At 58.2% G+C, this 23489-nt stretch carries 26 protein-coding genes; 11 read left to right on the top strand and 15 right to left on the bottom strand.

Features of this window, described 5'->3' with window-relative positions; all coding sequences use genetic code 11:
* Positions 1 to 32 precede the first annotated feature (32 nt).
* Both IF205_RS15250 and IF205_RS15245 read left to right on the top strand, forming a co-directional pair.
* Positions 33 to 875: an HTD2 family dehydratase gene (locus tag IF205_RS15250; RefSeq protein ID WP_259780212.1), complete on the top strand. Its 843-nt coding sequence runs from the start codon at positions 33 to 35 to the stop codon at positions 873 to 875.
* 38 nt (positions 876 to 913) lie between these two features.
* Complete coding sequence (locus IF205_RS15245) at positions 914 to 2110, top strand: NnrS family protein (protein WP_259780211.1); 1197 nt, start codon at positions 914 to 916, stop codon at positions 2108 to 2110.
* Positions 2111 to 2181: 71 nt separating this feature from the next.
* Here IF205_RS15245 and IF205_RS15240 read toward each other — a convergent pair whose 3' ends face one another.
* A complete protein-coding gene (locus IF205_RS15240) occupies positions 2182 to 2517 on the bottom strand; it encodes a GcrA family cell cycle regulator (RefSeq protein ID WP_259780210.1) in 336 nt (111 codons plus the stop codon).
* Between the two features lie 485 nt (positions 2518 to 3002).
* Here IF205_RS15240 and IF205_RS15235 point away from each other — a divergent pair, with 485 nt between their 5' ends.
* Positions 3003 to 3617, top strand: a complete 615-nt coding sequence (locus tag IF205_RS15235; RefSeq protein WP_259780209.1) for a response regulator transcription factor — start codon at positions 3003 to 3005, stop codon at positions 3615 to 3617.
* A 133-nt stretch (positions 3618 to 3750) separates the two neighbouring features.
* Positions 3751 to 4794, top strand: a complete 1044-nt coding sequence (gene gap, locus IF205_RS15230) for a type I glyceraldehyde-3-phosphate dehydrogenase (protein ID WP_259780208.1) — start codon at positions 3751 to 3753, stop codon at positions 4792 to 4794.
* Positions 4795 to 4860: 66 nt separating this feature from the next.
* On the opposite strand, the gene IF205_RS15225 is transcribed toward gap, so the two are convergent.
* Positions 4861 to 5208 carry a DUF2794 domain-containing protein gene (locus IF205_RS15225; protein ID WP_259780207.1) on the bottom strand — a complete coding sequence of 116 codons (348 nt, stop codon included), beginning with the start codon at positions 5206 to 5208 and terminating at the stop codon, positions 4861 to 4863.
* 38 nt (positions 5209 to 5246) lie between these two features.
* A complete protein-coding gene (locus tag IF205_RS15220) occupies positions 5247 to 5594 on the bottom strand; it encodes a hypothetical protein (RefSeq protein ID WP_259780206.1) in 348 nt (115 codons plus the stop codon).
* A 168-nt stretch (positions 5595 to 5762) separates the two neighbouring features.
* On the opposite strand from IF205_RS15220, the gene IF205_RS15215 reads away from it, so the two are divergent.
* From IF205_RS15215 to IF205_RS15195, 5 genes are all read left to right on the top strand, one after another.
* The gene (locus IF205_RS15215; RefSeq protein WP_259780205.1) at positions 5763 to 6311 is read left to right on the top strand and encodes a thioredoxin family protein; all 549 of its coding nucleotides are present in this window, start codon (positions 5763 to 5765) and stop codon (positions 6309 to 6311) included.
* Positions 6312 to 6431: 120 nt separating this feature from the next.
* Entirely contained in the window at positions 6432 to 7073 is a 642-nt protein-coding gene (locus tag IF205_RS15210; protein ID WP_259780204.1) for a tetratricopeptide repeat protein, read from the top strand.
* Between the two features lie 3 nt (positions 7074 to 7076).
* A complete protein-coding gene (locus tag IF205_RS15205) occupies positions 7077 to 8414 on the top strand; it encodes an outer membrane protein assembly factor BamB family protein (RefSeq protein ID WP_259780203.1) in 1338 nt (445 codons plus the stop codon).
* A gap of 11 nt (positions 8415 to 8425) precedes the next feature.
* Positions 8426 to 9820 (top strand): ribosome biogenesis GTPase Der, encoded by a 1395-nt coding sequence (gene der / locus IF205_RS15200; protein WP_259780202.1) that lies wholly within the window; start codon positions 8426 to 8428, stop codon positions 9818 to 9820.
* A gap of 22 nt (positions 9821 to 9842) precedes the next feature.
* Positions 9843 to 10250, top strand: a complete 408-nt coding sequence (locus IF205_RS15195; protein WP_259780201.1) for a hypothetical protein — start codon at positions 9843 to 9845, stop codon at positions 10248 to 10250.
* Positions 10251 to 10312: 62 nt separating this feature from the next.
* Here the strand turns inward: IF205_RS15195 and IF205_RS15190 are convergent, their stop codons facing one another.
* From IF205_RS15190 to rpsF, 11 genes are all read right to left on the bottom strand, one after another.
* On the bottom strand, positions 10313 to 11023 hold the full coding sequence (locus tag IF205_RS15190; protein WP_259780200.1) for an SDR family NAD(P)-dependent oxidoreductase: 711 nt from the start codon (positions 11021 to 11023) through the stop codon (positions 10313 to 10315).
* A 3-nt stretch (positions 11024 to 11026) separates the two neighbouring features.
* Positions 11027 to 12481 carry an amidophosphoribosyltransferase gene (gene purF / locus IF205_RS15185; RefSeq protein ID WP_259780199.1) on the bottom strand — a complete coding sequence of 485 codons (1455 nt, stop codon included), beginning with the start codon at positions 12479 to 12481 and terminating at the stop codon, positions 11027 to 11029.
* A gap of 12 nt (positions 12482 to 12493) precedes the next feature.
* Entirely contained in the window at positions 12494 to 13174 is a 681-nt protein-coding gene (locus IF205_RS15180) for a CvpA family protein (protein WP_259783299.1), read from the bottom strand.
* Positions 13175 to 13186: 12 nt separating this feature from the next.
* Positions 13187 to 14599: a DNA repair protein RadA gene (radA, locus tag IF205_RS15175; RefSeq protein WP_259780198.1), complete on the bottom strand. Its 1413-nt coding sequence runs from the start codon at positions 14597 to 14599 to the stop codon at positions 13187 to 13189.
* A 16-nt stretch (positions 14600 to 14615) separates the two neighbouring features.
* Entirely contained in the window at positions 14616 to 15407 is a 792-nt protein-coding gene (locus IF205_RS15170) for an ABC transporter ATP-binding protein (protein ID WP_259780197.1), read from the bottom strand.
* Entirely contained in the window at positions 15404 to 16177 is a 774-nt protein-coding gene (locus IF205_RS15165) for an MlaE family ABC transporter permease (protein WP_259780196.1), read from the bottom strand. Before IF205_RS15165 ends, IF205_RS15170 begins: the two co-directional genes overlap by 4 nt.
* Positions 16174 to 17301 carry an alanine racemase gene (alr, locus tag IF205_RS15160; RefSeq protein ID WP_259780195.1) on the bottom strand — a complete coding sequence of 376 codons (1128 nt, stop codon included), beginning with the start codon at positions 17299 to 17301 and terminating at the stop codon, positions 16174 to 16176. The genes IF205_RS15165 and alr overlap by 4 nt, the downstream gene beginning before the upstream one ends.
* 27 nt (positions 17302 to 17328) lie before the next feature.
* Positions 17329 to 18858, bottom strand: coding sequence for a replicative DNA helicase (locus tag IF205_RS15155; protein WP_259780194.1), 1530 nt, complete (start codon positions 18856 to 18858; stop codon positions 17329 to 17331).
* Positions 18859 to 19226: 368 nt separating this feature from the next.
* Positions 19227 to 19862: a 50S ribosomal protein L9 gene (rplI, locus tag IF205_RS15150; RefSeq protein ID WP_259780193.1), complete on the bottom strand. Its 636-nt coding sequence runs from the start codon at positions 19860 to 19862 to the stop codon at positions 19227 to 19229.
* Between the two features lie 13 nt (positions 19863 to 19875).
* Positions 19876 to 20106, bottom strand: a complete 231-nt coding sequence (gene rpsR / locus IF205_RS15145; protein ID WP_259780192.1) for a 30S ribosomal protein S18 — start codon at positions 20104 to 20106, stop codon at positions 19876 to 19878.
* On the bottom strand, positions 20106 to 20549 hold the full coding sequence (gene rpsF / locus IF205_RS15140; RefSeq protein WP_259780191.1) for a 30S ribosomal protein S6: 444 nt from the start codon (positions 20547 to 20549) through the stop codon (positions 20106 to 20108). Before rpsF ends, rpsR begins: the two co-directional genes overlap by 1 nt.
* Before the next feature lie 423 nt (positions 20550 to 20972).
* Here rpsF and IF205_RS15135 point away from each other — a divergent pair, with 423 nt between their 5' ends.
* The gene (locus IF205_RS15135) at positions 20973 to 21755 is read left to right on the top strand and encodes a class I SAM-dependent methyltransferase (RefSeq protein WP_259780190.1); all 783 of its coding nucleotides are present in this window, start codon (positions 20973 to 20975) and stop codon (positions 21753 to 21755) included.
* Here IF205_RS15135 and IF205_RS15130 read toward each other — a convergent pair whose 3' ends face one another.
* Positions 21756 to 22385, bottom strand: coding sequence for a LysE family translocator (locus tag IF205_RS15130; protein WP_259780189.1), 630 nt, complete (start codon positions 22383 to 22385; stop codon positions 21756 to 21758).
* Between the two features lie 121 nt (positions 22386 to 22506).
* Here IF205_RS15130 and IF205_RS15125 point away from each other — a divergent pair, with 121 nt between their 5' ends.
* On the top strand, positions 22507 to 23445 hold the full coding sequence (locus tag IF205_RS15125; protein WP_259780188.1) for an AraC family transcriptional regulator: 939 nt from the start codon (positions 22507 to 22509) through the stop codon (positions 23443 to 23445).
* Positions 23446 to 23489 lie beyond the last annotated feature (44 nt).

Raw genomic sequence — 23489 nt, 5'->3', positions numbered from 1 at the left:
AATTCAGGCTTTTCAATGACAGGGAGTGGCCGGTGAGTGAAGTTCAACAGTGGATTGGTAAGTCGCAGGAACGACAGGAGCGCGTTGCGTTACAGCCTTTGGTGCGCATGGCGGCGGCCCTGGAGGCCGGTCCGGGGCAATCCGATGTGGGAACGCCCTTGCCGCCGTTATGGCATTGGGTCTTGTTTCCCGAGGTCGCGCGGGCGTCTGACCTGGGACCCGATGGTCACGCCACATTGGGAGAGTTCCTGCCGCCGGTGCCGCTGCCAAGCCGCATGTGGGCCGGGGGGCGGCTATGGATGAAGGCGCCTTTATGCGTCGGCGATGATGTGACCAGGGTGTCGACGATCCTTGATGTTCAGGAAAAGACCGGTCGGACCGGCCCATTGGCTTTCGTGACGGTAGAGCATGCCTTTCATGTCGGTGGTGACCTTCGGTTGACCGAGCAGCATGATATCGTCTACCGCAACCCGCCCGAGAAAGGGTCGAAACTGCCAGCCGGGGAGGAACCGTCGCCTGATGCGGAATGGACCCGGACGATCTCACCCAATCCGGTTCTTCTGTTTCAATATTCCGCGCTCACCTATAACGGCCATCGCATTCATTATGATGTGGATTATTGCCGGGATGTGGAAGGTTATCCGGGGTTGGTGGTGCATGGGCCTTTGACGGCGACCCTGTTGGCGGGGCTCGTGCTGGAAAACCTGCCGGGAGAGAAAATTTCCAAATTCAGTTTTCGGGCAAGGCGGCCTTTGTTTGACGACAGGCCCTTTAAAATTGCCGGACGACGGGAGGGGAGCCGGGCCCTGCTTTGGGCCATAGACCCGGATGGATTTCTTGCGATGACCGCAGAAGCCGAGTTGCACAGTCAATAATTTGCCTAAAATCAAGGGGCGCTTTACCGGGGAATGCTATGCATCAAGCATGGCTTTTCTCGGTGGATGCGATGCTATCAACACTATTTTCTTTCGGTTTTCGTCCCTTCTTTCTGGCCGTCGGCATTTATGCGCCGCTGGTCCTCATTTTGTGGATTGCCTATATCGCCTTCGGATTGCCGGTGCCACTGCCGGAACAGGCGGTGTTGTGGCATGCCCATGAGATGCTTTTCGGTGTCGTCGTGGCGGCCTTGGCAGGGTTTATCCTGACAGCCATCACCAACTGGACAAATGCCGCGCCACTGAAGGGCAGGGCGCTGATGGCGCTTTTTGCCTTATGGCTGGCGGGCCGTGCGGCGGTCTTTGCCTTTGACGCCCTTCCGTTTTTCCTTGTGGCCACCCTTGAGCTGAGCTTTTTGCCATTCCTCGGTCTGTATGTGGCGTCTGTCCTTATAAAGGCTGGAAATCGCCGAAACCTGGTCTTTCTGGGCATATTCGGCGGGTTTTTTGTTGTCGACGCTTTGTTTTTGCTGGCGATGGCCGGATATGACCTCGGCGGTAACTGGGGCCGTCCGCAGGTGTTGGGGTTGGATATCGTCCTGATCCTGATTGCCTTGGTTGCAGGACGGATCGTCCCGGCCTTCACGCGGAACTGGCTGCAGCGAAAGGGCAGGGCCATTGATATTCCGGTCATGACACGGTTGGACAAACTGGCCGTTTTATCCCTGGTTCTGGTGCTTGCGGTAGACATGTTTTCGCTGTCCGGCCCGGTGGCTTTGGCCGTAACCGGCATTGCCGCTGTGTTGCACAGTATTCGCGTCTGCCGCTGGCAGGGACACAGGAGTTTGTCCGACTCTCTGCTGTGGGTATTGCACTTGGGCTATGTACTTCTGGTACTGGCGCTTTGGCTCAAACATCTGGCCCTGTGGGATGACGCCATACCGGAAGTCGCCTGGATTCATGCCGCCGGAATTGGTGCGGCCGCAGTCATGATCCTTGCGGTTATGAGCCGGGCCGGTCTGGGGCATACGGGGCGCGCGCTTGCCGCACCGCTAGGCATGGGGCTGTCCTATGCTGCAATCGGGATTGCCACACTGGCGCGTGTCTCGGCGGATTTTGGTTTTCTGGATATGTATCAGACCTGGCTGGTTGTTGCGGCGGTCGGGTGGATCTCCGGGTTCGGCATCTTCCTGTTGCGCTTTGGGCCGATGCTGATTCGTCCCTCCTGCCGGTGAATTCTATGCCCCAACAACAAAAACGGCCGGCAGAGCCGACCGTTTTTGCTTGGAGGTAGTCGTTCGTAATATCAGGCAGCGTTTTCGTTGCTGCTTGGCCGACGGTAGGCGACGGCACAATGTTTTGGGCAGTAGGGACGCCCAGCCTCTGCTGACTGGCCGCAGAAGTGGAATTCGTCACTGCCCGGATGGCCGACCGGCCACTGGCAGCTACGTTCCTTCACCGCAGGCGCGGCAGGTTTTTCCCGTTTGATGGGTGACGGGCGGGACGACAGGCCCATGCGATGCGCCTTGCCGATCACAGCGTTGCGGGTGACACCGCCAAGGCGTTCAGCGATCTGACGCGCGGAGTATCCCTTCGTCCAAAGGCCCTTCAAAGTCTCGACACGCTCTTCAGTCCACTCCATGATACGACCTCATTTCCTTTTGTTCGCTCATGTTTCTCTCCTTCCGGACCCCCCTCGGGTCCAGCTAACCGCTTGCCACGGATCTTGTGGTTGACGGTCACTCCCCTCGCTCTTGTGTCTACATATGCGATAGAGACGTATATGTAGTGCTGGAGCGTATTTTTGACACAATATACGGCGTAAAATCGAGTCTCAAGGAGATTCGGTTAAAAATGATGATATTGTTATAAGTTATTGAAAAAAAAGAATACTATAGAAAAAGGTGATTCATAGGGTTCTTGTGGATAACTACCACATATAGCGGCTGTGAATTTCCCCACACCGCCGAGTCGCTACAGGGAATCCCTGACATTCTTACGATCCCGAAACGTCCCAAACTGCCTTTGTAGATTGATCGGCGGGCGAGGGGAGAAAGGCGTTGCGGTAGCCTTGCTGGCGTGCATATTTTTACGCAGGCATCAACCCCTAGATTGGAGACTACTCGGATGGCCGGTCGCGCGCGGATCATCGTTACCGACAAAAACCCACTCGTCCTGACAGGATTGAAGGCCTTGTTGGAAAACGAGGCGGAGATGGACGTGGTGGCAACTGCGACCGATGGAGAGGAATTCCTGCAAAAGATCAGGGAGATTCCCTGCGACGTCGGTGTGATCGGTTGGGAGATGCCCGGTAAGGATGGCCGGGGGGTGTTGGACATTCTGGCGAATGACCCGGCGGCACCACGTATTGTTATATATACCGGCGTTCCCGGCGCGCGCGTTGTCCGCGAGGCGATGCTGCATGGGGCGGCGGGTTTCTGCCATAAAGGCGACAGTAACGAGGCCCTGCTGGAAGTCGTCGGCGCGGTTGCGGAAGGACGGATGAGTTTTCCTTTCACAGACCTTCGCAAGATTGCCGAGGACCCGTGGGAAGCCTTGACGCGGCGGGAACTGGAACTTTTGGATTCCCTGAAGACCGGTCGTTCAAACAAGCAGATTGCTACCAATATGGGGATTACGGAAAATACGGTGAAATTCCACCTGAAAAATCTGTTCTCCAAATTGGGGGTGAAAAACAGATCCCAGGCGGTCGCCCTGGCGTTGACCAGGGAGTCTCGCTAATTCCTACCTAAAGGGGTGGGTTTTAAACTCTCCTAAAGATTTGCCTCGCCAACCCGTCGGAGTGTCGGTTTCAGGGCGTCTTTCCTGTAAGAATTGTGGTCAATAGAGAACAACAATTCTCGGGAGGGTCGCCATGACCACACGGATTGCAATTAATGGATTCGGCCGCATTGGCCGTCTTGTCTTGCGCGCTGCTATGGAAAGCGGTCGCAAGGACCTGGAGTTCGTTGCCATCAACGATCTCGGCTCCGTAGAGGCCAACGCGCACCTTTTCAAATATGACAGCACGCACGGCACCTTTACCGGAGAGGTTTCTTCCGGCGAGGACTGGATGGACGTGGGCGCGGGCAAGATCAAAACCTTTGCCGAACGCGATCCGGCCGCTCTGCCCTGGGGCGACCTGGACATTGATATCGTCTTTGAATGCACCGGTATCTTCGCCGACAAGGAAAAGGCATCGGCCCATCTGGCCGCAGGTGCCAAGCGCGTGCTGGTTTCCGCACCGTGCAAAGATGCCGATCTGACGGTTGTCTATGGCATTAACCATGACGCGATCCGGGCCGAGCATACGGTCCTGTCCAATGCGTCCTGCACCACCAACTGCCTCGCGCCGGTCGCCAAGGTTCTCCACGACACGGTGGGGATGGAACATGGTTACATGACCACGATCCACTCCTATACCGGCGACCAATGCCTGCTGGATGGCCTGCATAAGGATATGCGTCGTGCCCGTGCGGCAACCCAGTCCATCGTCCCGACGACCACGGGTGCGGCCCGCGCTGTCGGTCTGGTGCTGCCGGAACTGGCCGGGCGTCTGGATGGCACCTCCCTGCGTGTCCCGACGCCGAATGTCTCCGTGGTTGATCTGACCTTTACCGCGGCCCGCGACACGACCATCGAAGAAGTGAATGCCGCCTTGTCTGACGCAACGCAAGGTGCCCTGGAAGGGGTGCTGACGACAAACAAGGCTCCCTTAGTCTCCTGCGACTTTAACCATAACCCCTCTAGCTCCGTGGTTGATCTTGCCGAAACCCAGGTTGTTGGAAGCCGTCTCGTCCGTGTGATGAGCTGGTATGACAATGAATGGGGTTTCTCCAACCGCATGCTGGATACTGCCTCCGTGATTGGAGAGCGCCTGCGTGAAGTGGAAAGTCGCACAAACTTGGAGGCGGTTTAACGCCGCCTCCATTTTTCTTTGCCCTGAAGTCTTCATTTAGAAGCTTCCCGTGTGTTGATCCGTCTGTCAGTCTGGCAGGCGGATCAATTTCATTGGCTTGTCGACAAGCTTGAGAATTGCCTTGAGCGAGGTGCTGCGTTTGACCGTACGGCCCTTGTCCAGCAGCATATATTCGATCGCCCTGCCGTTGCGGCGCTTGCCGAAGGAAAAGAGGGGGGAGTCAAAACTGTGGCGGAAGACGGAAAAGGTGGCGACGGGGCCATTGATGTCTATGGCGTAATCTTTCCATTCGCCCTGTGCTACATGGCGGGAATAAACATCAAGGATCGCCCGCAGCTCTTCTTTTGTAAAAGAGACGCGGGGCTTCTTTTGGCCCGGTTCGCGATGTTGGGTCAGCTCTATCAGGTTCGTCATATGGCCCGGCAACATCCTCCCGCGCGGGCGTACCGCGCCTATTGAACTGGTTGCGCCCCGTCCCCGTATGGGTTGGGCCTGTCATAACAGGTTACATTCCCAAGCGATCGGTAGCAATAGATGGGTTTTTCGATCACCTGTCCGTAGTCATAGCTTCGGCATAGCGGCCCGCCATCTTCGAGGCGCCGGACATAGGAGCAATCCTCGCCGGTGACGGCTTCGGCAATGTAGTCCGTGGGCAGCTTGTCTTCATGGACGAAGGCTACGGTCGCGCCTGCAGCGGCGGCAAAAGGCGCTTGCAGGCAGCCGCCCAACATCGGCGTGATTGCCAGCAGGGTGGCAAATACTGCCGAACGGCGGATCAGTTTCTTCCCGGTATTTGACATGAAAACCATTGCTTCTGCTTCACTCCCCAAGAGTTTTTCAAACTCACTGAGAACATTAGCAAAAAACGGGCCAGAATTGAACGGCGAATGACGGGAAGCATCCTTGCGACAGAAAGCCGATATGCTTAAAACTCTAGGGGTGAATTCCAATTGGCGAGGAGGAAGATCATGGCTGCCGAAACGCCTATTTGTGACTTTGGCTGGCGCGCGCCGGATTTCGATCTGCCGGATGCGGCGGGCCGCGTTTACCGACTGTCCGAACTGCGCGGTGAAAAGGGCACTCTTGTCATCTTTATTTGCAACCACTGCCCCTATGTGAAGGCGGTGATTGACCGGGTTGTGGATACCAGCCGGGACCTGCGTGCATTGGGCATCAATACGGTCGCGATCAATGCCAATGACTGGCAGAATTATCCGGAAGATGCGCCGGAAAAGATGCTGACCTTTGCCGAGCTTCATGGGTTCGATTTTCCCTATCTGGTCGATGAAACCCAGGATGTGGCCCGGCAGTTTGATGCTGTCTGCACCCCGGACTTTTTCGGCTTTGACGGAAAATTGGAACTGCAATATCGCGGGCGTCTGGACGAATCGCGCAAAGAGGCGGTGCCCGGTGCGAAGCGTGAGCTGTTTGACGCTATGAAGCAGGTGGCTGAAACCGGTAAAGGCCCTGCGGTGCAATATCCCAGTATGGGCTGCTCAATTAAGTGGCGTCAGTAGGGACGACCGGCTATTTTGCTTTGCCTTGCATAAACAGGCCCCTGCGGACTTGACGTAGCGGCCTGTGCACGCTTTGTAACACTTTCGTATTTTGACCGCAGAAACCGAAGGAATTGGAACGTGTCAGACATCTTCGACGAAATTGAAGAGGACCTGAAGCGCGATCGCTTGGAAGAGGCCTGGAAGAAATATGGCAAATATGTCATCGCGGTTGCGGTGGTGATCGTTCTGGCGACTGCGGGCAACACGGCTTGGCGTCACTATCAGGCGAGCCAGAAGGCGGAAATGGCCAATCGGTTCGACGAAGCCGGGGACCTGGCGCGCAATGGCGATGTAAAGGGTGCGATCGACCAACTGTCCGCTATGGCCAAAGACGGTGGTGGCTATGGCACGCTGGCGCGTTTGCAGCAGGCGTCCCTGATGGCGGAAAATGGCGACAATGAAGGCGCGGTTGCCGTCTATGACGCCGTGGCCGCTGACAGTTCCATCGACCCGATCTATTCCGAGCTGGCTCTTGTCCTGGCGGTTATGCACCAACTTGACAGCGGTGACCCGCAAACCCTGCTGGACCGTCTGGCATCGCAGTTGAAACCGGAAGCTCCCTGGCGTTTTACCGCCTATGAAATGGCTGCAGGCCTGTCGATCCGCAAGGGTGACAAGGAAGCGGCTGCGGATTACCTCAAGAAAATTACCGACGACGCAGAGGCCCCGCAGGCGGCCCGTCAGCGTGCAAGTGAATTGCTGCAGGCAGTGGGAGCATAGGCCATGTCGATTCGTATCCGCCTGAAGGCCTTTGCGGCCCTTTCCGCCCTGTCGGCAGGTCTCGCCTTGGGCGGTTGCGGAAGCTGGCTTGGAGATGACGAGGCGCCGCCGCTTCCCGGTGAGCGCCTGTCCGTCATGCTGCTGGAAAGCGATCTGGAGCCGGACCAGCGTCTGGCCGATCTGGAAGTTCGTCTGCCCAAACCCTATCTGAACCCGGACTGGCCGCAATCCGGCGGTTACTCCGACCATGCGATGCACCACCTCGAGACCGCTTCCAATCTGAAGGAAGTCTGGTCGTCCAGCTTTGGCGATGGCGGTGATGAGGAGGAACGCCTGCTGTCGGCGCCAATCGTTGTCGGCAACCGTGTCTATACCGTCGATGTCGATTATGAGGTGTCCGCCTTTGACACCAAGGACGGTGATGTCGTCTGGCGCAGGCAGGTGGAAATTCCGGACGAGGATGACGATGCTTTCGGTGGCGGTTTGGCCTTTGAGGGCGGGGTACTGTATCTGTCCACGGGCTATGCCAAGCTGGTGGCGATGAAGGCAAGTGATGGTGCGGAAATCTGGCGGGCGAATGTCGATGCGCCGATGCGTGCTGCCCCCGCGGTTGCCAAGGGCATCGTGCTGGTTACAACCGTAGACAACCAGAGCGTGGCCTTTGACGCGAAAAATGGCGACAAGCTCTGGAGCCACACCGGCTTTAGCGAGACAGCGGGCATGTTGGGCGGCAGCAGTGCGGCACTGAACGACAAGGTTGCGGTTGTACCGTATTCCTCGGGCGAAATTTTCGCGATTGGCGCGAAGAGCGGACGTGTGGAATGGAACGGCACCCTGACGTCGCTGCGCCGCGTGGATGCGCTGTCCAGTCTGGCGGATATCCGCGGGGCACCGGTTATTGACCGTGGTATTGTCTATGCGTTGAGCCAGGCCGGACGGATGGCGGCTTTTGACCTGAGTAGCGGTGCCCGGATATGGGAAAAGCGCATTGGCGGCATTAATACGCCCTGGATTGCAGGCGATTTCCTCTTTGTGCTTGCCAATGAGGGGCATTTGGTGGCAATGACCCGCCGTGGTGGCCGGGTGCGTTGGCTTACCAGCCTGCCGATCTGGGAGGATCCGGAAGATCCTGTGGATGCGATTACGTGGGTTGGTCCTGTTCTGGCCGGAGACCGGTTGATTTTGGGGAACTCCCTGGGCGAAGTGTGGACCGTATCGCCCTATACCGGCAAAATACTTGGCAGAGAGGACGTTGGAGACCCCGTTCATGTGGCCCCTGTGGTCGCCGGGGGGACAGTCTACGTCCAGACGGAAGGAGGGCGTTTGATCGCCTTCCGCTAGGAATTAGAGTTATGACCTTTACGGTAACTATTATTGGCCGACCGAATGTCGGTAAATCGACCCTGTTCAATCGGCTGGTCGGTAAACGTTTGGCTATTGTCGATGACCAGCCCGGCGTGACCCGTGACCGCCGCGAGGGTGAGGGCCGCATTTCCGACATGCGTTTTCGCGTGATTGATACGGCGGGCCTTGAGGACACCCTGGATGACAGTCTGGAAGGGCGCATGCGCCGCCAGACCGAACAAGCCTTGCAGGATGCCGATGTGGCGCTGTTGCTGATTGATGCGCGTGCGGGGCTGACGCCGCTGGACGAGCATTTTGCACAGGTTCTTCGGCGTCATGAAACACCGGTCCTGCTCTGTGCCAACAAATGCGAAGGCGCTGCCGGTCAACCCGGACTGATGGAGGCCTATGGCCTGGGAATGGGTGACCCGATTGCCCTTTCCGCAGAACATGGCGAGGGTATGATCGATCTTTATCAGGCGCTGTTGCCCTATGCCGAAGAAGCCGAGGCCCATGAGGCGATCAACGGTGTTGACGTCAATGTGGAACTCGACGAGGATGGCGAACCGCTTGAGGAAGAGGCACCGAACCGCCCGATCCAGCTTGCCATTGTCGGACGGCCCAATGTGGGCAAGTCGACCCTGGTGAATAAACTGCTGGGTGAGGATCGCCTGCTGACCGGGCCGGAGGCGGGGATCACACGTGATTCCATCGCCCTTGACTGGGAGTGGAAGGGACGGCCGGTCAAATTGGTCGATACCGCCGGCCTGCGCCGCCGTGGCAAGGTGACGGACAAGGTGGAACGCCTGTCTGCTGCCGACACCCTGCGGGCGGTGCGCTTTGCCCAGGTGGTTGCCCTGGTGCTGGACGGCAATGACATGCTGGAAAAGCAGGACCTGACCATTGCCCGTCAGGTGATCGAGGAAGGCCGTGCCCTGATCATCGTTGCCAATAAATGGGACGCCGTCGACGCAAAGCAGGAAGCACTGGACAAGTTGCATGACCGCATCATGACCTCGCTGCCGCAGGTCAAGGGCGTGCCGGTGGTGACGATTTCCGCGCTGAAAGGGCGTAATCTGGACCGGATGCTGGATGCGGTTCTGAAGATTTACGAGACCTGGAACCGCCGTATTTCCACGTCGCGTTTGAACGAATGGCTCTATGCCATGACAGAGGCGCATCCGCCGCCGCTGGCGCGCGGTCGCCGGATCAAACTGCGTTATATGACGCAGGCCAAAACCCGTCCGCCGACATTTGCGATTTTTGTATCCGTGCCGGAAGACCTGCCGGAGTCCTATATCCGCTATCTGGTGAACGGCCTGCGGGAAGATTTTGACTTGCCGGGAATTCCGCTTCGAATTCATACGCGCAAGGGGAAAAACCCCTTCGCGCCGAAATCCTGAGGATCGTGTCTAGGAGGCTGCAATGCGTAAGGGAATAATGGCTGGAGCCCTTGGAACAGCGCTGCTTTTGGGCGGATGCCTGCAGACGGTTGGCCTTGGTGGCGAACCGGGGCCCTATGACGGGCGCTGGGTTGGCCGGATCAGCCTGTCCTATGGCGAGCGTTCCTGTCTGCGCCGTATGCCCTTGCAGGGGACGGTTGAGCACGGCCAACTGAAGGCCCTGACCCGTCACAAGGGAAAAGACGTGACCCTGTCGGGTTGGGTCGGGGATGACGGCGTCCTTCAAAATGGCGAAGTGGAAACCTTCATTATCGACCGGCGCACGGAAATGACCGGCCGTTTCGATGGTGAAGAAGCAAGCGGGCGTTGGAAAACGTCAAGCTGCGAAGGGCAGTGGAACCTGCGAAAGGTGTCCAACACGGTGGAATGACCGGCGCCCTCAACCAAGACAGCTTAAAAAAAGCCCGCTTCGAAAGCGGGCTTTTTTTGTCGTCAGATTTCGATGATTTCACCGGATTTGTCGAAACCAGCTTCGGCCATTTCGACGAATGTCCCGACTATATCCGCCGGTTTTGGCAGAGTTGTCGGGTCTTCACCGGGGTATGCCTTGGCCCGTAGCGCCGTTGCGATTGGGCCGGGGCTGATCAGGTTCGCCCGGACGGAGGTGATCTTTTCCACCTCTGCGGCGTAGACTTTAACCAGCGATTCCAGAGCCGCTTTGGAGGCCGCATAGCCGGACCAATACTGCTTGCAGTCATGGGCGAGGCGGCTGGTCACAAAGATCGCCCGGCCAGCATCGCTGCTACGCAGCAGGGAATCGAGGCTGCGCAGCAGGCGGTAGTTGGCTGTCGCATTGACCGCCATCACGTGGTCCCAGTCTTTCGGGTCCAGGTGGCTGACCGGCGACAGGCCGCCCAGGACACCGGCATTGCCGACCAGAATGTCCAGCTTGCCGAAACGCTCATAAAGCGAATACCCAAGCGCATCGATTTCCTCGCCTTTGCGCAGGTCGATGGGGGCGAGGGTACAGACGCCACCGGCAGCCCGGATTTCGTCGTCCAGTTCTTCCAGGCCGCCAACGGTCCGTGCGGTGGCAATCACATGAGCGCCTTCGCTTGCAAACTGTTTGGCTACGGCATAGCCGATGCCTCGGCTGGCCCCGGTGACCAGAGCAATCCGGCCTTCCAGTTTCTTCTGTGACATTAATTAGCTACCCTGTTCTCGTAGGAGGGAGAGTTTCTTGGCGTCGCCGCCGGAGTCCTTATCCACCAGCGGGATCGGATAGTCGCCGGAGAAGCAGGCATCGCAATACTGCGGTGCGTCTGCGTTGCGGCCTTCCAGGCCCATGGCGCGATAGAGACCTTCCATGGAAATGAAGGTCAGGCTGTCGGCACCGATCAGGTCACGCATCTCGTCGATGCTATGCTTGGCGGCCAGCAGGCTTTTACGTTCCGGTGTATCGACGCCGTAGAAGCAGCTATGGGCTGTCGGCGGGCTGGCGATGCACATATGAACTTCGGTCGCACCGGCATCACGTACCATCTCCACAATCTTGCGGGATGTCGTGCCGCGTACGATGCTGTCGTCCACCAGCACCACGCGCTTGCCCTGCAGGTATTCACGGTTGGCATTGTGTTTCAGTTTTACACCCAGGTGGCGGATCTCGTCACTCGGTTCAATGAAGGTCCGGCCCACATAGTGGTTGCGGATAATGCCATATTCGAAGGGAACACCGGATTCCTGTGCGAAGCCGACCGCACTGGGCACACCGCTGTCGGGGATGGGGACAACCACATCGGCCTCGATACCGCATTCACGGGCCAGTTCCGCGCCGATATTCTTGCGCGCGGTATAAACCGACTTGTTTTCCAGAATGCTGTCGGGGCGGGCGAAGTAGATATATTCAAAGATGCAGAAACGGCTGGCCTTCCTGGCGAAGGGGAATTCGCTTTCAATCCCGTCATCGTCGATGATGACCATTTCACCCGGTTCAATATCGCGGACGAAGTCGGCCCCGATAATGTCCAGGGCAACCGTTTCAGAGGCGAGGACATGGGCATTGCCAACCTTGCCCAGGACAAGCGGACGCACACCCAGGGGGTCACGTACGCCGATCAGTTTTTTCTTGGTCAGCAGGACCAGGGAGTAAGCCCCTTCGACAAGGCGCAGTGCCGTGATCAGACGTTCCTTCACCGGGCCGCGGCTGGTGGCCAGCAGGTGAATGATGACCTCCGAATCGTTCGTCGACTGGAAAATGCTGCCGGAATGAACCAGTTCCTTGCGCAGGGACAGCGCGTTGGTGAGGTTACCGTTATGCGCCAGTGCCAGTCCGCCGAATTCAAAGTCGGCATAGATCGGCTGTACGTTGCGCAGCATGGAATCGCCGGTGGTGGAATAACGGTTGTGGCCGATGGCGCCATGTCCGTTCAACTGTTCCATGACACGGGGGTCGCCGAAGACATCGCCCACATGGCCCATGGCCCGGTGGGTGCTGAACTCCTTGCCGTCGGTACAGACGATACCGGTGGCTTCCTGGCCGCGATGCTGCAGTGCGTGGAGACCGAGGGCTGCGTGCGCTGGTGCGTCAGAGGTGCCCCAAATGCCAAAGATTGCACATTCTTCTTTGAGCTTGTCGTCGTCAAAGGGATTGGTGGTCAGCATATGGTAAAGGCCTTACTGATTGTCCTGGATCAGGCTGTCCAGTTGCGACCGTTCTTCATCGCTATAGCCCGGCTGGTCTTTCTGCCCGTCCTTTTGCCCATTTGTCGGGGCAGCGGGTTTCGGGTTGTTCAGCCGTTCGTTTAGACGTTTCAAAGCCGCTGCGTCGTCGATGCTCTGCCTGATCTCGTTTCCTGCATCCTGAGACCCGGATTTAAAGTTTTCCGGCGCTAAACTCAAGAGTTTCTCGGAAGCCATTTTAACATAAGGATAACTTTTGGCCGAACGGGCGATGTCCGGCATGTCTTTCTCTTCAAAAACAAGGCTTGCCCCAAGATAGATCAGGCATACGAGAAACGCGCCGCGCGCCAGTCCGAACAGAAAGCCCAGCGCCCGGTCCAGAGAGCCGACAGAGCTTTCCTTCACGCCTTTGGATATCTGTGCACTCAAAACGCTGAACGCCACCAGCGACACCAGGAACAGCCCGGCAGCGGTAATAATATCGCCCAGCAGCGCAATATCCGTGAGTTGGTCCACATGAGGGCGAAGCGGGTGATAGCCATATATCGCGACAACCGCGGCGCCAACCCAGGCACCGATACTCAACACCTCACGGACGAAACCGCGCATGGTCGCGAGAATGCCTGACAGCAGCAGCACGACCAGGGTGATGATGTCAACGATATTGATTGGCATATTTTCCAACAGTTACGCTCCCGCCAGATTTTGAAGTTGGTTGCCGAGGCCATTTTCACCGAAAAGGTTTTCCAGACCAAGGAGGTCCGGCAATTCAATCCGGCGGAGGCCTTTTGTTTTTGATTTCTTGTCGCCGCGCCGTTTAGGGGTCAGGGATGAAGCAAACCCCAATTTTTCGGCTTCTTTAAGGCGGGCATCCATCTGGCTGACCGCGCGGACCTCGCCGCTGAGCCCGATTTCCCCGAAAACAACCATGTCGGAGGGCACCGGCGTCTGGCTGAGTGAGGAAATAAGCGCGGCGGCGACGGCCAGGTCTGCCGCCGGTTCATTGATGCGCAATCCACCGGCTACATTGAGATATACGTCGTTTCCCGACAGAGAAAAGCCTGCCCGGGCCTCAAGGACCGCCAGAACCATCGCCAGACGGCTTGAGTCCCAGCCGACAACGGCACGGCGCGGTGTCGCCAGCGGGGAGGGGGCAACCAGCGCCTGTATTTCCACCAGCATTGGGCGGGACCCCTCGATACCGGCAAAGACAACGGCACCCGCAATTCCGTCCTGACGATCGGCCAGGAATAGTTCCGATGGGTTGGGCACTTCCATCAGGCCTTGTTCGGTCATGTCGAACACGCCGATTTCGTCGGTTGCGCCGAAACGGTTTTTCACCCCGCGCAGGATACGGAACTGGTGGCCGCGTTCCCCTTCGAAATAAAGGACTGTATCGACCATATGTTCCAATACGCGCGGACCGGCAATCGCACCTTCCTTTGTGACGTGACCGACGATCAGGACACAGACCCCGTTGCGTTTGGCGACCCGGATCAGTTCCTGCGCACAGGCGCGGACCTGACCGACGGTGCCCGGTGCACTGTCCAATGCGTCAATGAACATGGTCTGGATGGAATCGATTACGGCGACTTTGGGGCCGTCGGGGGCCTCCAGGGTCGCGATGATGTTGCGCAGATTGGTTGCGGCGGCCAGTTGGACCGGTGCGTCGGCCACGCCTAGGCGGCTTGCCCGCATACGGACCTGATCAATGGCCTCCTCGCCTGAGATATAGGCAACAGGCGCTTTTTTGGCGATTGCCGCCATGACCTGCAGCAACAGGGTGGATTTGCCGATACCCGGGTCACCGCCAATCAGGATGGCGGAGCCTTCCACGAGGCCGCCACCTGTGACGCGGTCGAATTCGTCGATGCCCGTGGTGACACGCGGGGCCTGTTCGCGTTCCCCTTTGAGGGGCACAAATTCGATGCGTTTGGCAGAGCGCTTGTTGGTATTGCTTGCCTTGCTGCCCAGGGGCGCGCTGTCGTCCATTTCTTCCGACAGGGTGTTCCACTCGCCACAGCCGTCACACCGCCCGGCCCAGCGGGGATGTACGGAGCCGCAAGCCTGGCAGACGTAACGAATTTTCGATTTTGCCATTGCTGAAAAATACGCGTTAGGCCCGCAGCAGGGGCATTTCGATAGGTCCCTCTGCCAGGCCGTTGATAAACTGATGGACGTAAGGGTTACCTGATTCGTCCAATTCCGCAATCGGGCCTGTCCAGATATTCTTGCCCTTGTAGAGCATTGTGACCTTGTCGGCGATCCGGCGCGCGCTGGCCATGTCATGGGTGATGGTCAGGCCGGTGGCGCCCATTTCGCGCACGCATTTGACGATCAAACTGTCGATGATATGGCCCATGATCGGGTCAAGGCCCGTGGTAGGCTCATCAAAGAAGATGATTTCCGGATCGTTGGCGATGGCCCGCGCGAGGCCGACACGCTTGCGCATGCCGCCGGACAGTTCCGCCGGGTTCATCTCACCCACATCCGGCTTCAATCCCACCTGCGCCAGCTTGCTCATGGCGATGTCTTTCGCCTTGCGTCGCGGCATCTTGTCCCCTTCGATCAGGGAGAAGGCGACATTTTCCCAGACATTGACGGAATCAAACAGGGCTGCGTTCTGGAACAGCATGCCGATCTTGGCGTTGACACGGTCGCGGTCCGTCCCTGTGAGCCCGACGGTCGGTTCACCGTCGATTTCAATCTCGCCGCTGTCGGGTGTCAGCAGGCCTAGGATGCATTTCAGGGATACGGATTTACCCGTACCGGACCCGCCGATAATCACCACGGATTCCCCCTGTTTGGCTTCCAGGTTAAAGCCGTCCAGCACCGTCTTCGGGCCGAAGCTTTTATGCACGTCGACCATGCGGATTTTGGTGGGGCGATTGTCCTGGGCGCTGCTCATTGGGCGAAAAACAGCTCTGTGATCAGATAGTTGGCAGTCAGGATCAGGATGGACCCGGAGACCACGGCGTTGGTGGTTGCGGTGCCAACGCCCTGTGCGCCGCCCCGGCTGTGATAGCCGTGGTAGCAACCCATCAGGGCCACCAGCAGGCCGAAGACCGCCGCCTTTACCAGCCCGGACACAACGTCGACGGTTTCCAGGAAGTTCCAGGTGTTCTGGATATAGGTCGCCTGATTGAAGCCCAGCTTGTAGATGCTGACCAGATAGCCGCCGAAAACGCCGATCACATCACCGACCAGCACCAGAAGCGGCATCATTGTGGCCCCAGCGACCAGACGCGGTGCAACGAGGTATTTGTAAGGATTGGTAGAGAGTGTTTCCAAGGCGTCGATCTGTTCGGTGACGCGCATGGTGCCAAGCTCTGCCGCCATGGCAGCTCCGATGCGCCCTGCGATCATCAGACCGGCCAGAACCGGCCCCAACTCACGGGTGATGGACAAAACCACCACGTTGGGGATTGCGCCTTCTGCGGAGAAACGGGCGAAACCTGTGTAACTCTGCAAGGCCAGCACCATGCCTGCGAAAAGCGTCGTCAGGCCGACCACCGGTAGAGAGTAATAGCCGATGTCCAGCATCTGCCGCCCGATCAGTCGCGGATAAAACGGCGGACGGATGCAATGGGACAGGCTGACCAGAGCAAAAAGTGTCAGGCGACCTGCGGTTTCCAGAAAACGGAGGAAGGCGGCGCCGATCGGGCGAAGCGGGTTCATGGCTGCAAGCCCCCTACGTAATGGCGCTTGTAGCGCTGTCCCAGACTTGTCAGGATTTCATAGGGGATGGTTCCGGCCTCTCGCGCCAGGGCATTGATATCGTGATTGGGCCCGATCAAATCGACCATCTCCCCCACTTGGGCCGTCGGCGCATCTGTGACGTCCACGGCGGTTAAGTCCATCGACACCCGGCCCACAAGCGGCAGCGCCTGATCTCCATAATATGCCGTTCCCCGGCAGGAGAGGGAGCGCAGAAAACCGTCTGCGTAACCAACCGCCAGGGTCGCGATACGCCGCGGTCCGGTTGCCTTGAAAGCCGCACCATAGCCAACGGTCTGGGGGGCGTCAATTTCCTGAATCTGCAGGATTTTCGTCTGAAGCCGGACAACCTGTTTCATCGGGTTTGGCCCATCCTCGTTCGGCGCACCACCAAACAGCGCAACACCGGGACGTAGCATGTCGAAATGCCAGTCCTTGCCCAGGAAAGTGGCGCTGGAATTGGCAAGCATGGCGGTTGCTTTCGGCAACTTTTTCAGCGCCTCGGCAAAGCGGTCCCGCTGGTCCTGGTTCATCGGTTCTTCCGGCATATCGGCGCAGGCCATATGGCTCATGATGTAACGCAGGTCCATTGCCTCCAACGGAGACAGGTCTGCGTAGAGCTGTTCCAGTTCCTTTTGCGGCAGGCCCAGCCGTGCCATTCCCGTGTCGATATGAAGGGAGGCGGGCAGGGGCTGTCCCGCGCCGCGGCAATAATCCGCCCAACGATGGAGCTGGCCCAGATCGTTCAGGGTCGGCAGCAGGTTATGGCCGCGATAGATATCCTCGTCACCGGTAATCAGGCCGTTGAGCACGCCGATTTCCGCCTCAGGCAGATGGCTGCGCGCGGCGATCGCCTCGTCCAGATGGGCGGTGAAGAAAGTCCGGCAACCGGCAGACCAAAGGGCTTTTATAACCGGCTCAAGCCCAAGGCCATAGCCATTGGCCTTGACCACGCCTGCACATCGGCCATGGGCGGCCCGGGTACAGAGAATGCGGTAGTTTTCCGCAATGGCGTCAAGGTCGATGGTAAGCAGGCCGGGCGCATGGGCCGGGCCGCAGTCAAAACCGGAAGCTTGTGCAGTCACAGATCCCTCATCGCTGAATGATGACAATCAGAAGCCGTCGCCGCCGTGATGACGGTCGAGGTCGCCGAAACGGGCGTAATCGTTATCGAAGAAGAGTTCAACCGTTCCGACCGGACCGTGACGCTGTTTGGCGATGATATATTCCGCCACATTACGGGATTCCGCCAGGCGTTGTTCGTGGTTTTGCACGCGTTCCAGGTATTTTTCCTGCGGTTCGTTGGGGCGCATCTCGGGATGCTCACGCTGCAGGTAATATTCGGGCCGATAGATGAAGCTCACCACGTCGGCATCCTGCTCAATGGAGCCCGATTCACGAAGGTCGGCAAGCTGCGGGCGTTTGTCCTCGCGGTTTTCCACCTGACGGCTGAGCTGGGACAGCGCAATGACCGGCACTTCCAGTTCCTTGGCCAGCATCTTGAGGCCACGGGTGATTTCCGAGACCTCCTGCACACGGTTGTCGTTCTTTTTTTCCGGCGGGCCGGAGAGAAGTTGCAGGTAGTCGACGATGATCATATGCAAGCCATGCTGGCGCTTCACACGACGGGAACGCTGCCGCATGCCGGTGATGGACAGGCCCGGTGTGTCGTCGATGAACAACGGGGCCTTGGCCAGTTCCTGGGCGGCACGGGCGATCTGGGTGAACTCTTCCTGGTCAATCTCGCCACGGCGGATCTTGTCACCCGATACCTTGGCCTCACCGGACAGGATACGGCCGGCCAACTGGTCTGCGGACATCTCCAGGCTGAAGAAGAGGACCTTGCCGCCTTCCTCGATGACCTTGCCGGTCTCGTCCTCAAACTGCCGATAGGCTTTGGCCGCGTTATAGGCGATGGTGGTGACCAGTGCGGTTTTACCCATGGCGGGACGGGCTGCCAGGATGATCAGGTCGGACGGGTGCAACCCGCCCAGCATGTTGTCGATATCGCGGAAACCGGAGGTGACGCCTACCACATGGCTGTCGCGCTTGAAGGCTTCCTCTGCATGGACCAGCGCGTTATAGGCCGCTTCCTTCAGCGTGGTGACGCCGCGGTCGATCTCACCGGTGGTGGCGAGGTTGTAGAGACGGTGTTCGACGCGTTCGATCTGGCGTTCGGCGGTCTCGTCGAAATCCATGTCGTAGGCGTCGTTGACCGTATCCTCGCCCAGTTGGATCAATTCACGCTTGAGATAAAGGTCTGCAATCGTGTTGGCATAATCGGTCGCGTTGATGACCGTGACCACATTGGCAGCCAACTCGTAGAGATATTCCGACCCGCCGACGGATTTCAGCGCCTCGTCCGCATCCACCATATGCTGCAGCGTGGTGGGGCGCGCTTCCTGACCGGCGTCGATCATGCGCTTGATCAGGGTATAAATCTTCTGATGTTCCGGTGCGAAGAAATATTCCGGCCGCAGCACATCCGCGATGCGTTCATAGGCGCGGTTGTTACGCAGGATCGCGCCCAGCAGTGCTGCCTCAACCTCTTCGTTGCGCGGCGGCTGGCGGACAAGTTTTCCGTCGGTGGTTTCCTCATGCGACGGCGTCGCACGCAAATCGGTGACCGTATTATCGGACATTTACTGATTACCCCAAATTCGATCCCCAACAATAGCAGGCGGAAACCGATCAGTCAGGCATTACCTGCCTGTGGATTATGTGGATAACGGGGACAACAGTGGTTCCGTCACCTGGGATGCGGCGCTTCGCCCCTTCGGCGGGGTGGAATCGCAACTGGGCTCCTCCATGCTGGCGCTGCGGCTGCCGGGGCAATATGTGGATGAGGAAACCGGGCGCGGCACGACCGGCCTGACCCATCCGCTCTATTGCAATTATCACCGCGATTACGACCCAGCTATCGGGCGCTATGTCCTGACCTGTTACGCAAAAGAAAACGGCGTTGCGATTGCTCGCAACGCCGTTTCCTGTGCCTTGAGTGACAGACCGATTACTCGGCGCTGTCTTCCTCGGAAGCAGCAGGTGCTTCTTCAGCTTCCGCTTCTGCCTCAGCGGCAGCCGCAGCGATTGCTGCGGACTGTTCGCGAGCCATTTCGGCAGCTTCCCGTGCATCCTGCTCGGCAGCCGTCATGACGGCCGGCTCACCGCGTGCAACGCGGTCGGCCTGTGCCTGAGCTTCTTCTTCGGACTGGGCGACGTTGACGGAAACCGTCACGTCGACTTCCGGGTGCAGGCGCACGCGGAAACCGAAGATGCCGAGGGTTTTCACCGGGCGTTCAACCACAACCTGGTTACGGTCGACGGTGAAGCCGGCTTCGGTCACAGCTTCGGCGATGTCACGGCTGGTGACGGAACCATAAAGCTGGCCGGAGTCGGAAGCGGCGCGGATCATGGTAACGGTCAGACCGTCCATTTTTTCTGCAACCGCTTCGGCTTCGTTGCGGCGTTCCAGGTTGGCAGCTTCGAGCTGAGCGCGCTCAGCTTCGAATTTAGCCAGGTTTTCCTTGTTGGCGCGCACAGCAATGCCCTGCGGCAACAGGTAGTTACGTGCATAACCGGTTTTGACGGCGACAACGTCACCCATCTGGCCCAGTTTTTCTACACGCTGCATCAGAATGATATCCATGGGATTTGCCTCCTTACTTGATTACGTAGGGCAGCAGACCCAGGAAACGGGCGCGCTTGATCGCACGAGCCAACGCACGCTGTTTCTTGTTGGAAACAGCCGTGATGCGGGACGGTACGATTTTGCCACGTTCAGACATGAAACGCTGCAGCAGTTTCACGTCTTTGTAGTCGATAGCCGGCGCATTCTCGCCGCTGAACGGGCAAGTCTTTTTGCGACGGAAGAAAGGACGACGTACAGCCATTATTCTGCACTCCCTTCTTTGGAGCCACCACGCGGCCCACGGTCACCACGATCGCCGCGGTCACCACGATCGCCGCGGTCACCACCACGGCCGCCACGCGGGCCACGGTCGCTACGCTCGTCTTTACGCTGCATGACAACGGACGGGCCTTCCGGCATGTCGTCGGTGCGAACCGTCATGTAACGCAGGATGTCTTCGGACAGGCGCATGTTGCGTTCCATTTCCTGCACGGCGCTTGCGGGCGCGGTGTAGTTCAGCAGAACGTAATGACCTTTGCGGTTTTTCTTGATGCGGTATGCGAGGTTACGCAGACCCCAGTATTCACGACGGGCGATCTCACCACCTTCGGCGGTCAGGAAGCCCTGAAACTGATCAGCCAGTGCTTCCGCCTGGGTGGCGGAAACATCCTGACGTGCAATCAGAATGGTTTCATAGTTGGCCATATTGCACTCCCTATGGCTTGTTGGCGGATCAGCGCAGTTTCCCGGACACTGAATTTCCGGGCTCTGCCGCCTGATCCCAGCCGATGGAAAAAAGCCCCCACCGGCAAGGAGCGTGTACATCAAAAGGACCGTACCCAATGGGCCGGTCCTCTCAACGACGGCGGTTTATACGCCTGGAGCGCCCGGAAATCAAGGAGAAACAGAATGTCTGACTGTGGTGGAGATGTGGCGCGGGTAGAGATTTGTTTCTTGGGTGCATTGCAGCATCCTATGCGGGAAATTATTGTGCGGTGCGAAGGTGTTAGCCCTTTTTGGTTTGCTCACAGAAAAGTCACCGTAAGCCGGTCTATCGGGAGGCATGGGTGCTGGACATTCCAAAGTTTGTTATGCAACTATAAGGAGAAATTTGAACGGGAGGGTTATATGAACAGTCATGTCTATGATGGTGTGGCGCAGTCGTATGATGTTTTTCGCCCGCGTTATCCGGAAACCCTCCTTTACGCGATCACGAACTTCTGGGGTGTGGACCGCATGCCGACGGTGGTGGATGTGGGCTGTGGCACCGGCATTTCTTCGCGGGCGATCTATCATGCGCTGCGTGGTGAATGCACGATCATCGGCGTTGATATCAATATGGATATGCTGGCAACTGCGCGGGCGGGCAACACCCTGCCGATCGCCTATGTGCAGGGGCGCGCGGAAGCCTTGCCGCCGGAGGTCCTGCGGGCGGATATCATCACTGCCGGGCAGAGCGCCCAGTGGTTCGACCGTGACAAATTCTATCGGGAATGCCTTCGGGTTCTGCCCGCCAACGGGGCTGTTGCGATCTATGAAAACAATCGGGACTGGAAAAATTCTCCCTTCCTGCAGGCGCATGAGGCCTTTCTGGAGGAGTTCTCGATCGATCCGGCCACGGGCCGGCATTATTCCCGCCATTACCGGGCCAATCCCTATACCCAGGAAATCGGCATCTACTTCGATGAAACCATTGAAAAGAAGCTGCATTGGGCAACGCGTATGAAGGTGGCGGATTTTTATCGCATGGCCTGTACGTCCACCAAATTCATACGCGCCCAGAAGGCATTGGGGGAGGCGGCAACCCGCCGTCTGTTCTATTCCTACGCCGACCTTTTCACAGATCGTTTCGGCATGGTGACCGTTGACTATGTCACGAGGCTTTATGCAGGGCGCTGGCCGCGTTTTTGATCACGGCGCACCAATCGGTATATCGAGTGCTACCGGCAGAATTGAGGCCACCAGCAATAGCGCGAAGACAATATTGATGATCCGCAACTTGGCCGGATCGTTCAGAATTCGTTTGAGGAACATGCCGGACAAGGCCCACGTGCTGATGCTGGGTAAATTTATCAGACCGAAGATTGCAATCATCAAAGCCAGATTGATCACATAGTCTGTTGCCACCGTGTAATTGACGGTGACGATCATGGCGACGATCCAGGCCTTCGGGTTCACCCATTGCAGCAAGGCCCCCTGAATGAAGTTGATCGGCTGGGGGGCGGCTGTCTCCGGATTGTCGGACGCCGGGGCGGATGGCGTGCTGCCGGCAATTTTCCAGGCCAGCCAGATTACATAGCCGATGCTGACGATCCGCATAAGCTGATAGGCGGCCGGATAGCTGTTCAGCAATTGGCCAAGCCCCAGGCCGACAGCCACCAACATGGACAGAAATCCAAAATTGATACCGAAGGCCAATGGCACGGACCGGACAAAGCCGTGGTTCACACCCGATGCCAGCAGCAGCATATTGCTGGGGCCGGGCGTGATGGAGGTAACAAAGGCAAAGCCCGCCAAGGCAAGCAGCAAATCCGGAGTCATTTTGGTAATCCCATCCTGATAAAGTTTTCAGGACAAGGGATAAGCCGAATTTCCAGAAGCGTCTTTACCTGTTAATATCCATTTCTTATCAGATCGTCTTGAATTGCCGGTTGAATGGATCATGGATATATTAAGTGATGTCTTTTCCACCCTGTCGTTGCGCAGTGGTCTTTATTTCCGGGCCCTGATGGACGGTCCCTTCGCGGTGGCCCTGCCGGAGGAGCAGCGGCGAATTCGCTTTCACCTGGTCTGCTACGGGCGCGTCTGGGTGACCCTGCCGGGTGCCAGTGAGCCTCAGGAACTGGGCGAAGGGGATTTGATCATCGTGCCTCATGGGGCTTCACAAACCCTGTCCGGGCAACCGGCCTGTGATGGCGCTGTTGCGCTCGATCATCTGCTGGCGGCGCATCCGGTAGATGAGGATGGTGTTTTGCGTTACGGCGAAGGGGGCGCTCGGGTCCGCCTGCTATGCGGTTTCTGTGCCTTCGATGAGGCCGCTCATCACCCGGTCCTGGATAATCTGCCGGATTGCCTGCTGTTGCGTCAGGCTGCGCTGGGCAGTGAGCCCTGGGCGCGTGCCTTGCTACAGCTCATGCAGCTTGAGGCGGAACTGGCAGGGGACGGGATGACGGGCATTCTGTCGCGCCTGCTGGAGGTTGTGTTGATCCAGGCGACCCGCCGACTGAATGGGGGAGATGTCGGAGCCGATATGGGGTATCTGGCCGCGTTGAAAGACCGGCAGTTGGCGCAGGCGCTTATCGCGATTCATCGACAGTCGGACCGGCCCTGGACTGTGGGGCAGTTGGCGAAAGAGGCAGGTATGTCGCGGGCGGTCTTCGCGGACCGCTTTACTGCCATGGTCGGCGAGGCGCCCATTGCCTATCTCACCAATTGGCGACTGTTGCAGGCCCGTCGGCTTATACGTAACAGCACGCTTGCCATTGACGAGATCGCGCGTCGTTGCGGCTATGCCTCTCTGCCGTCCTTTTCCCGCCGTTTCAAGGCCGCGTATGGCATGGGGCCAGGGGCGTTTCGGCGGCAACCTCGTGCCGCCGAATGATCCCTGTGGCTCAGCACGGCATGCTTGGGGCCGTGCTCTGCCCC

The sequence above is a fragment of the Aestuariispira ectoiniformans genome (assembly GCF_025136295.1).
GTDB classification, from domain to species: domain Bacteria; phylum Pseudomonadota; class Alphaproteobacteria; order UBA8366; family Aestuariispiraceae; genus Aestuariispira_A; species Aestuariispira_A ectoiniformans.
The sequence above is the reverse complement of the archived record's forward strand: the minus strand, read 5'-3'. Positions and strand labels throughout refer to the sequence as shown.

Bases quoted from the DNA above. Each gene is read 5' to 3' on its own strand.
- IF205_RS15155 (WP_259780194.1), bottom strand. From the start codon at position 18,858: ATGTCCGATAATACGGTCACCGATTTGCGTGCGACGCCGTCGCATGAG.
- IF205_RS15130 (WP_259780189.1), bottom strand. From the start codon at position 22,385: ATGACTCCGGATTTGCTGCTTGCCTTGGCGGGCTTTGCCTTTGTTACC.
- rpsR (WP_259780192.1), bottom strand. From the start codon at position 20,106: ATGGCTGTACGTCGTCCTTTCTTCCGTCGCAAAAAGACTTGCCCGTTC.
- IF205_RS15195 (WP_259780201.1), top strand. From the start codon at position 9,843: ATGCGTAAGGGAATAATGGCTGGAGCCCTTGGAACAGCGCTGCTTTTG.
- IF205_RS15245 (WP_259780211.1), top strand. From the start codon at position 914: ATGCATCAAGCATGGCTTTTCTCGGTGGATGCGATGCTATCAACACTA.
- der (WP_259780202.1), top strand. From the start codon at position 8,426: ATGACCTTTACGGTAACTATTATTGGCCGACCGAATGTCGGTAAATCG.
- gap (WP_259780208.1), top strand. From the start codon at position 3,751: ATGACCACACGGATTGCAATTAATGGATTCGGCCGCATTGGCCGTCTT.
- IF205_RS15225 (WP_259780207.1), bottom strand. From the start codon at position 5,208: ATGACGAACCTGATAGAGCTGACCCAACATCGCGAACCGGGCCAAAAG.
- IF205_RS15205 (WP_259780203.1), top strand. From the start codon at position 7,077: ATGTCGATTCGTATCCGCCTGAAGGCCTTTGCGGCCCTTTCCGCCCTG.
- rpsF (WP_259780191.1), bottom strand. From the start codon at position 20,549: ATGGCCAACTATGAAACCATTCTGATTGCACGTCAGGATGTTTCCGCC.
- IF205_RS15180 (WP_259783299.1), bottom strand. From the start codon at position 13,174: ATGCCAATCAATATCGTTGACATCATCACCCTGGTCGTGCTGCTGCTG.
- IF205_RS15170 (WP_259780197.1), bottom strand. From the start codon at position 15,407: ATGAGCAGCGCCCAGGACAATCGCCCCACCAAAATCCGCATGGTCGAC.
- IF205_RS15240 (WP_259780210.1), bottom strand. From the start codon at position 2,517: ATGGAGTGGACTGAAGAGCGTGTCGAGACTTTGAAGGGCCTTTGGACG.
- radA (WP_259780198.1), bottom strand. From the start codon at position 14,599: ATGGCAAAATCGAAAATTCGTTACGTCTGCCAGGCTTGCGGCTCCGTA.
- IF205_RS15220 (WP_259780206.1), bottom strand. From the start codon at position 5,594: ATGTCAAATACCGGGAAGAAACTGATCCGCCGTTCGGCAGTATTTGCC.
- IF205_RS15125 (WP_259780188.1), top strand. From the start codon at position 22,507: ATGGATATATTAAGTGATGTCTTTTCCACCCTGTCGTTGCGCAGTGGT.
- IF205_RS15135 (WP_259780190.1), top strand. From the start codon at position 20,973: ATGAACAGTCATGTCTATGATGGTGTGGCGCAGTCGTATGATGTTTTT.
- purF (WP_259780199.1), bottom strand. From the start codon at position 12,481: ATGCTGACCACCAATCCCTTTGACGACGACAAGCTCAAAGAAGAATGT.
- rplI (WP_259780193.1), bottom strand. From the start codon at position 19,862: ATGGATATCATTCTGATGCAGCGTGTAGAAAAACTGGGCCAGATGGGT.
- IF205_RS15215 (WP_259780205.1), top strand. From the start codon at position 5,763: ATGGCTGCCGAAACGCCTATTTGTGACTTTGGCTGGCGCGCGCCGGAT.
- IF205_RS15190 (WP_259780200.1), bottom strand. From the start codon at position 11,023: ATGTCACAGAAGAAACTGGAAGGCCGGATTGCTCTGGTCACCGGGGCC.
- IF205_RS15235 (WP_259780209.1), top strand. From the start codon at position 3,003: ATGGCCGGTCGCGCGCGGATCATCGTTACCGACAAAAACCCACTCGTC.
- IF205_RS15165 (WP_259780196.1), bottom strand. From the start codon at position 16,177: ATGAACCCGCTTCGCCCGATCGGCGCCGCCTTCCTCCGTTTTCTGGAA.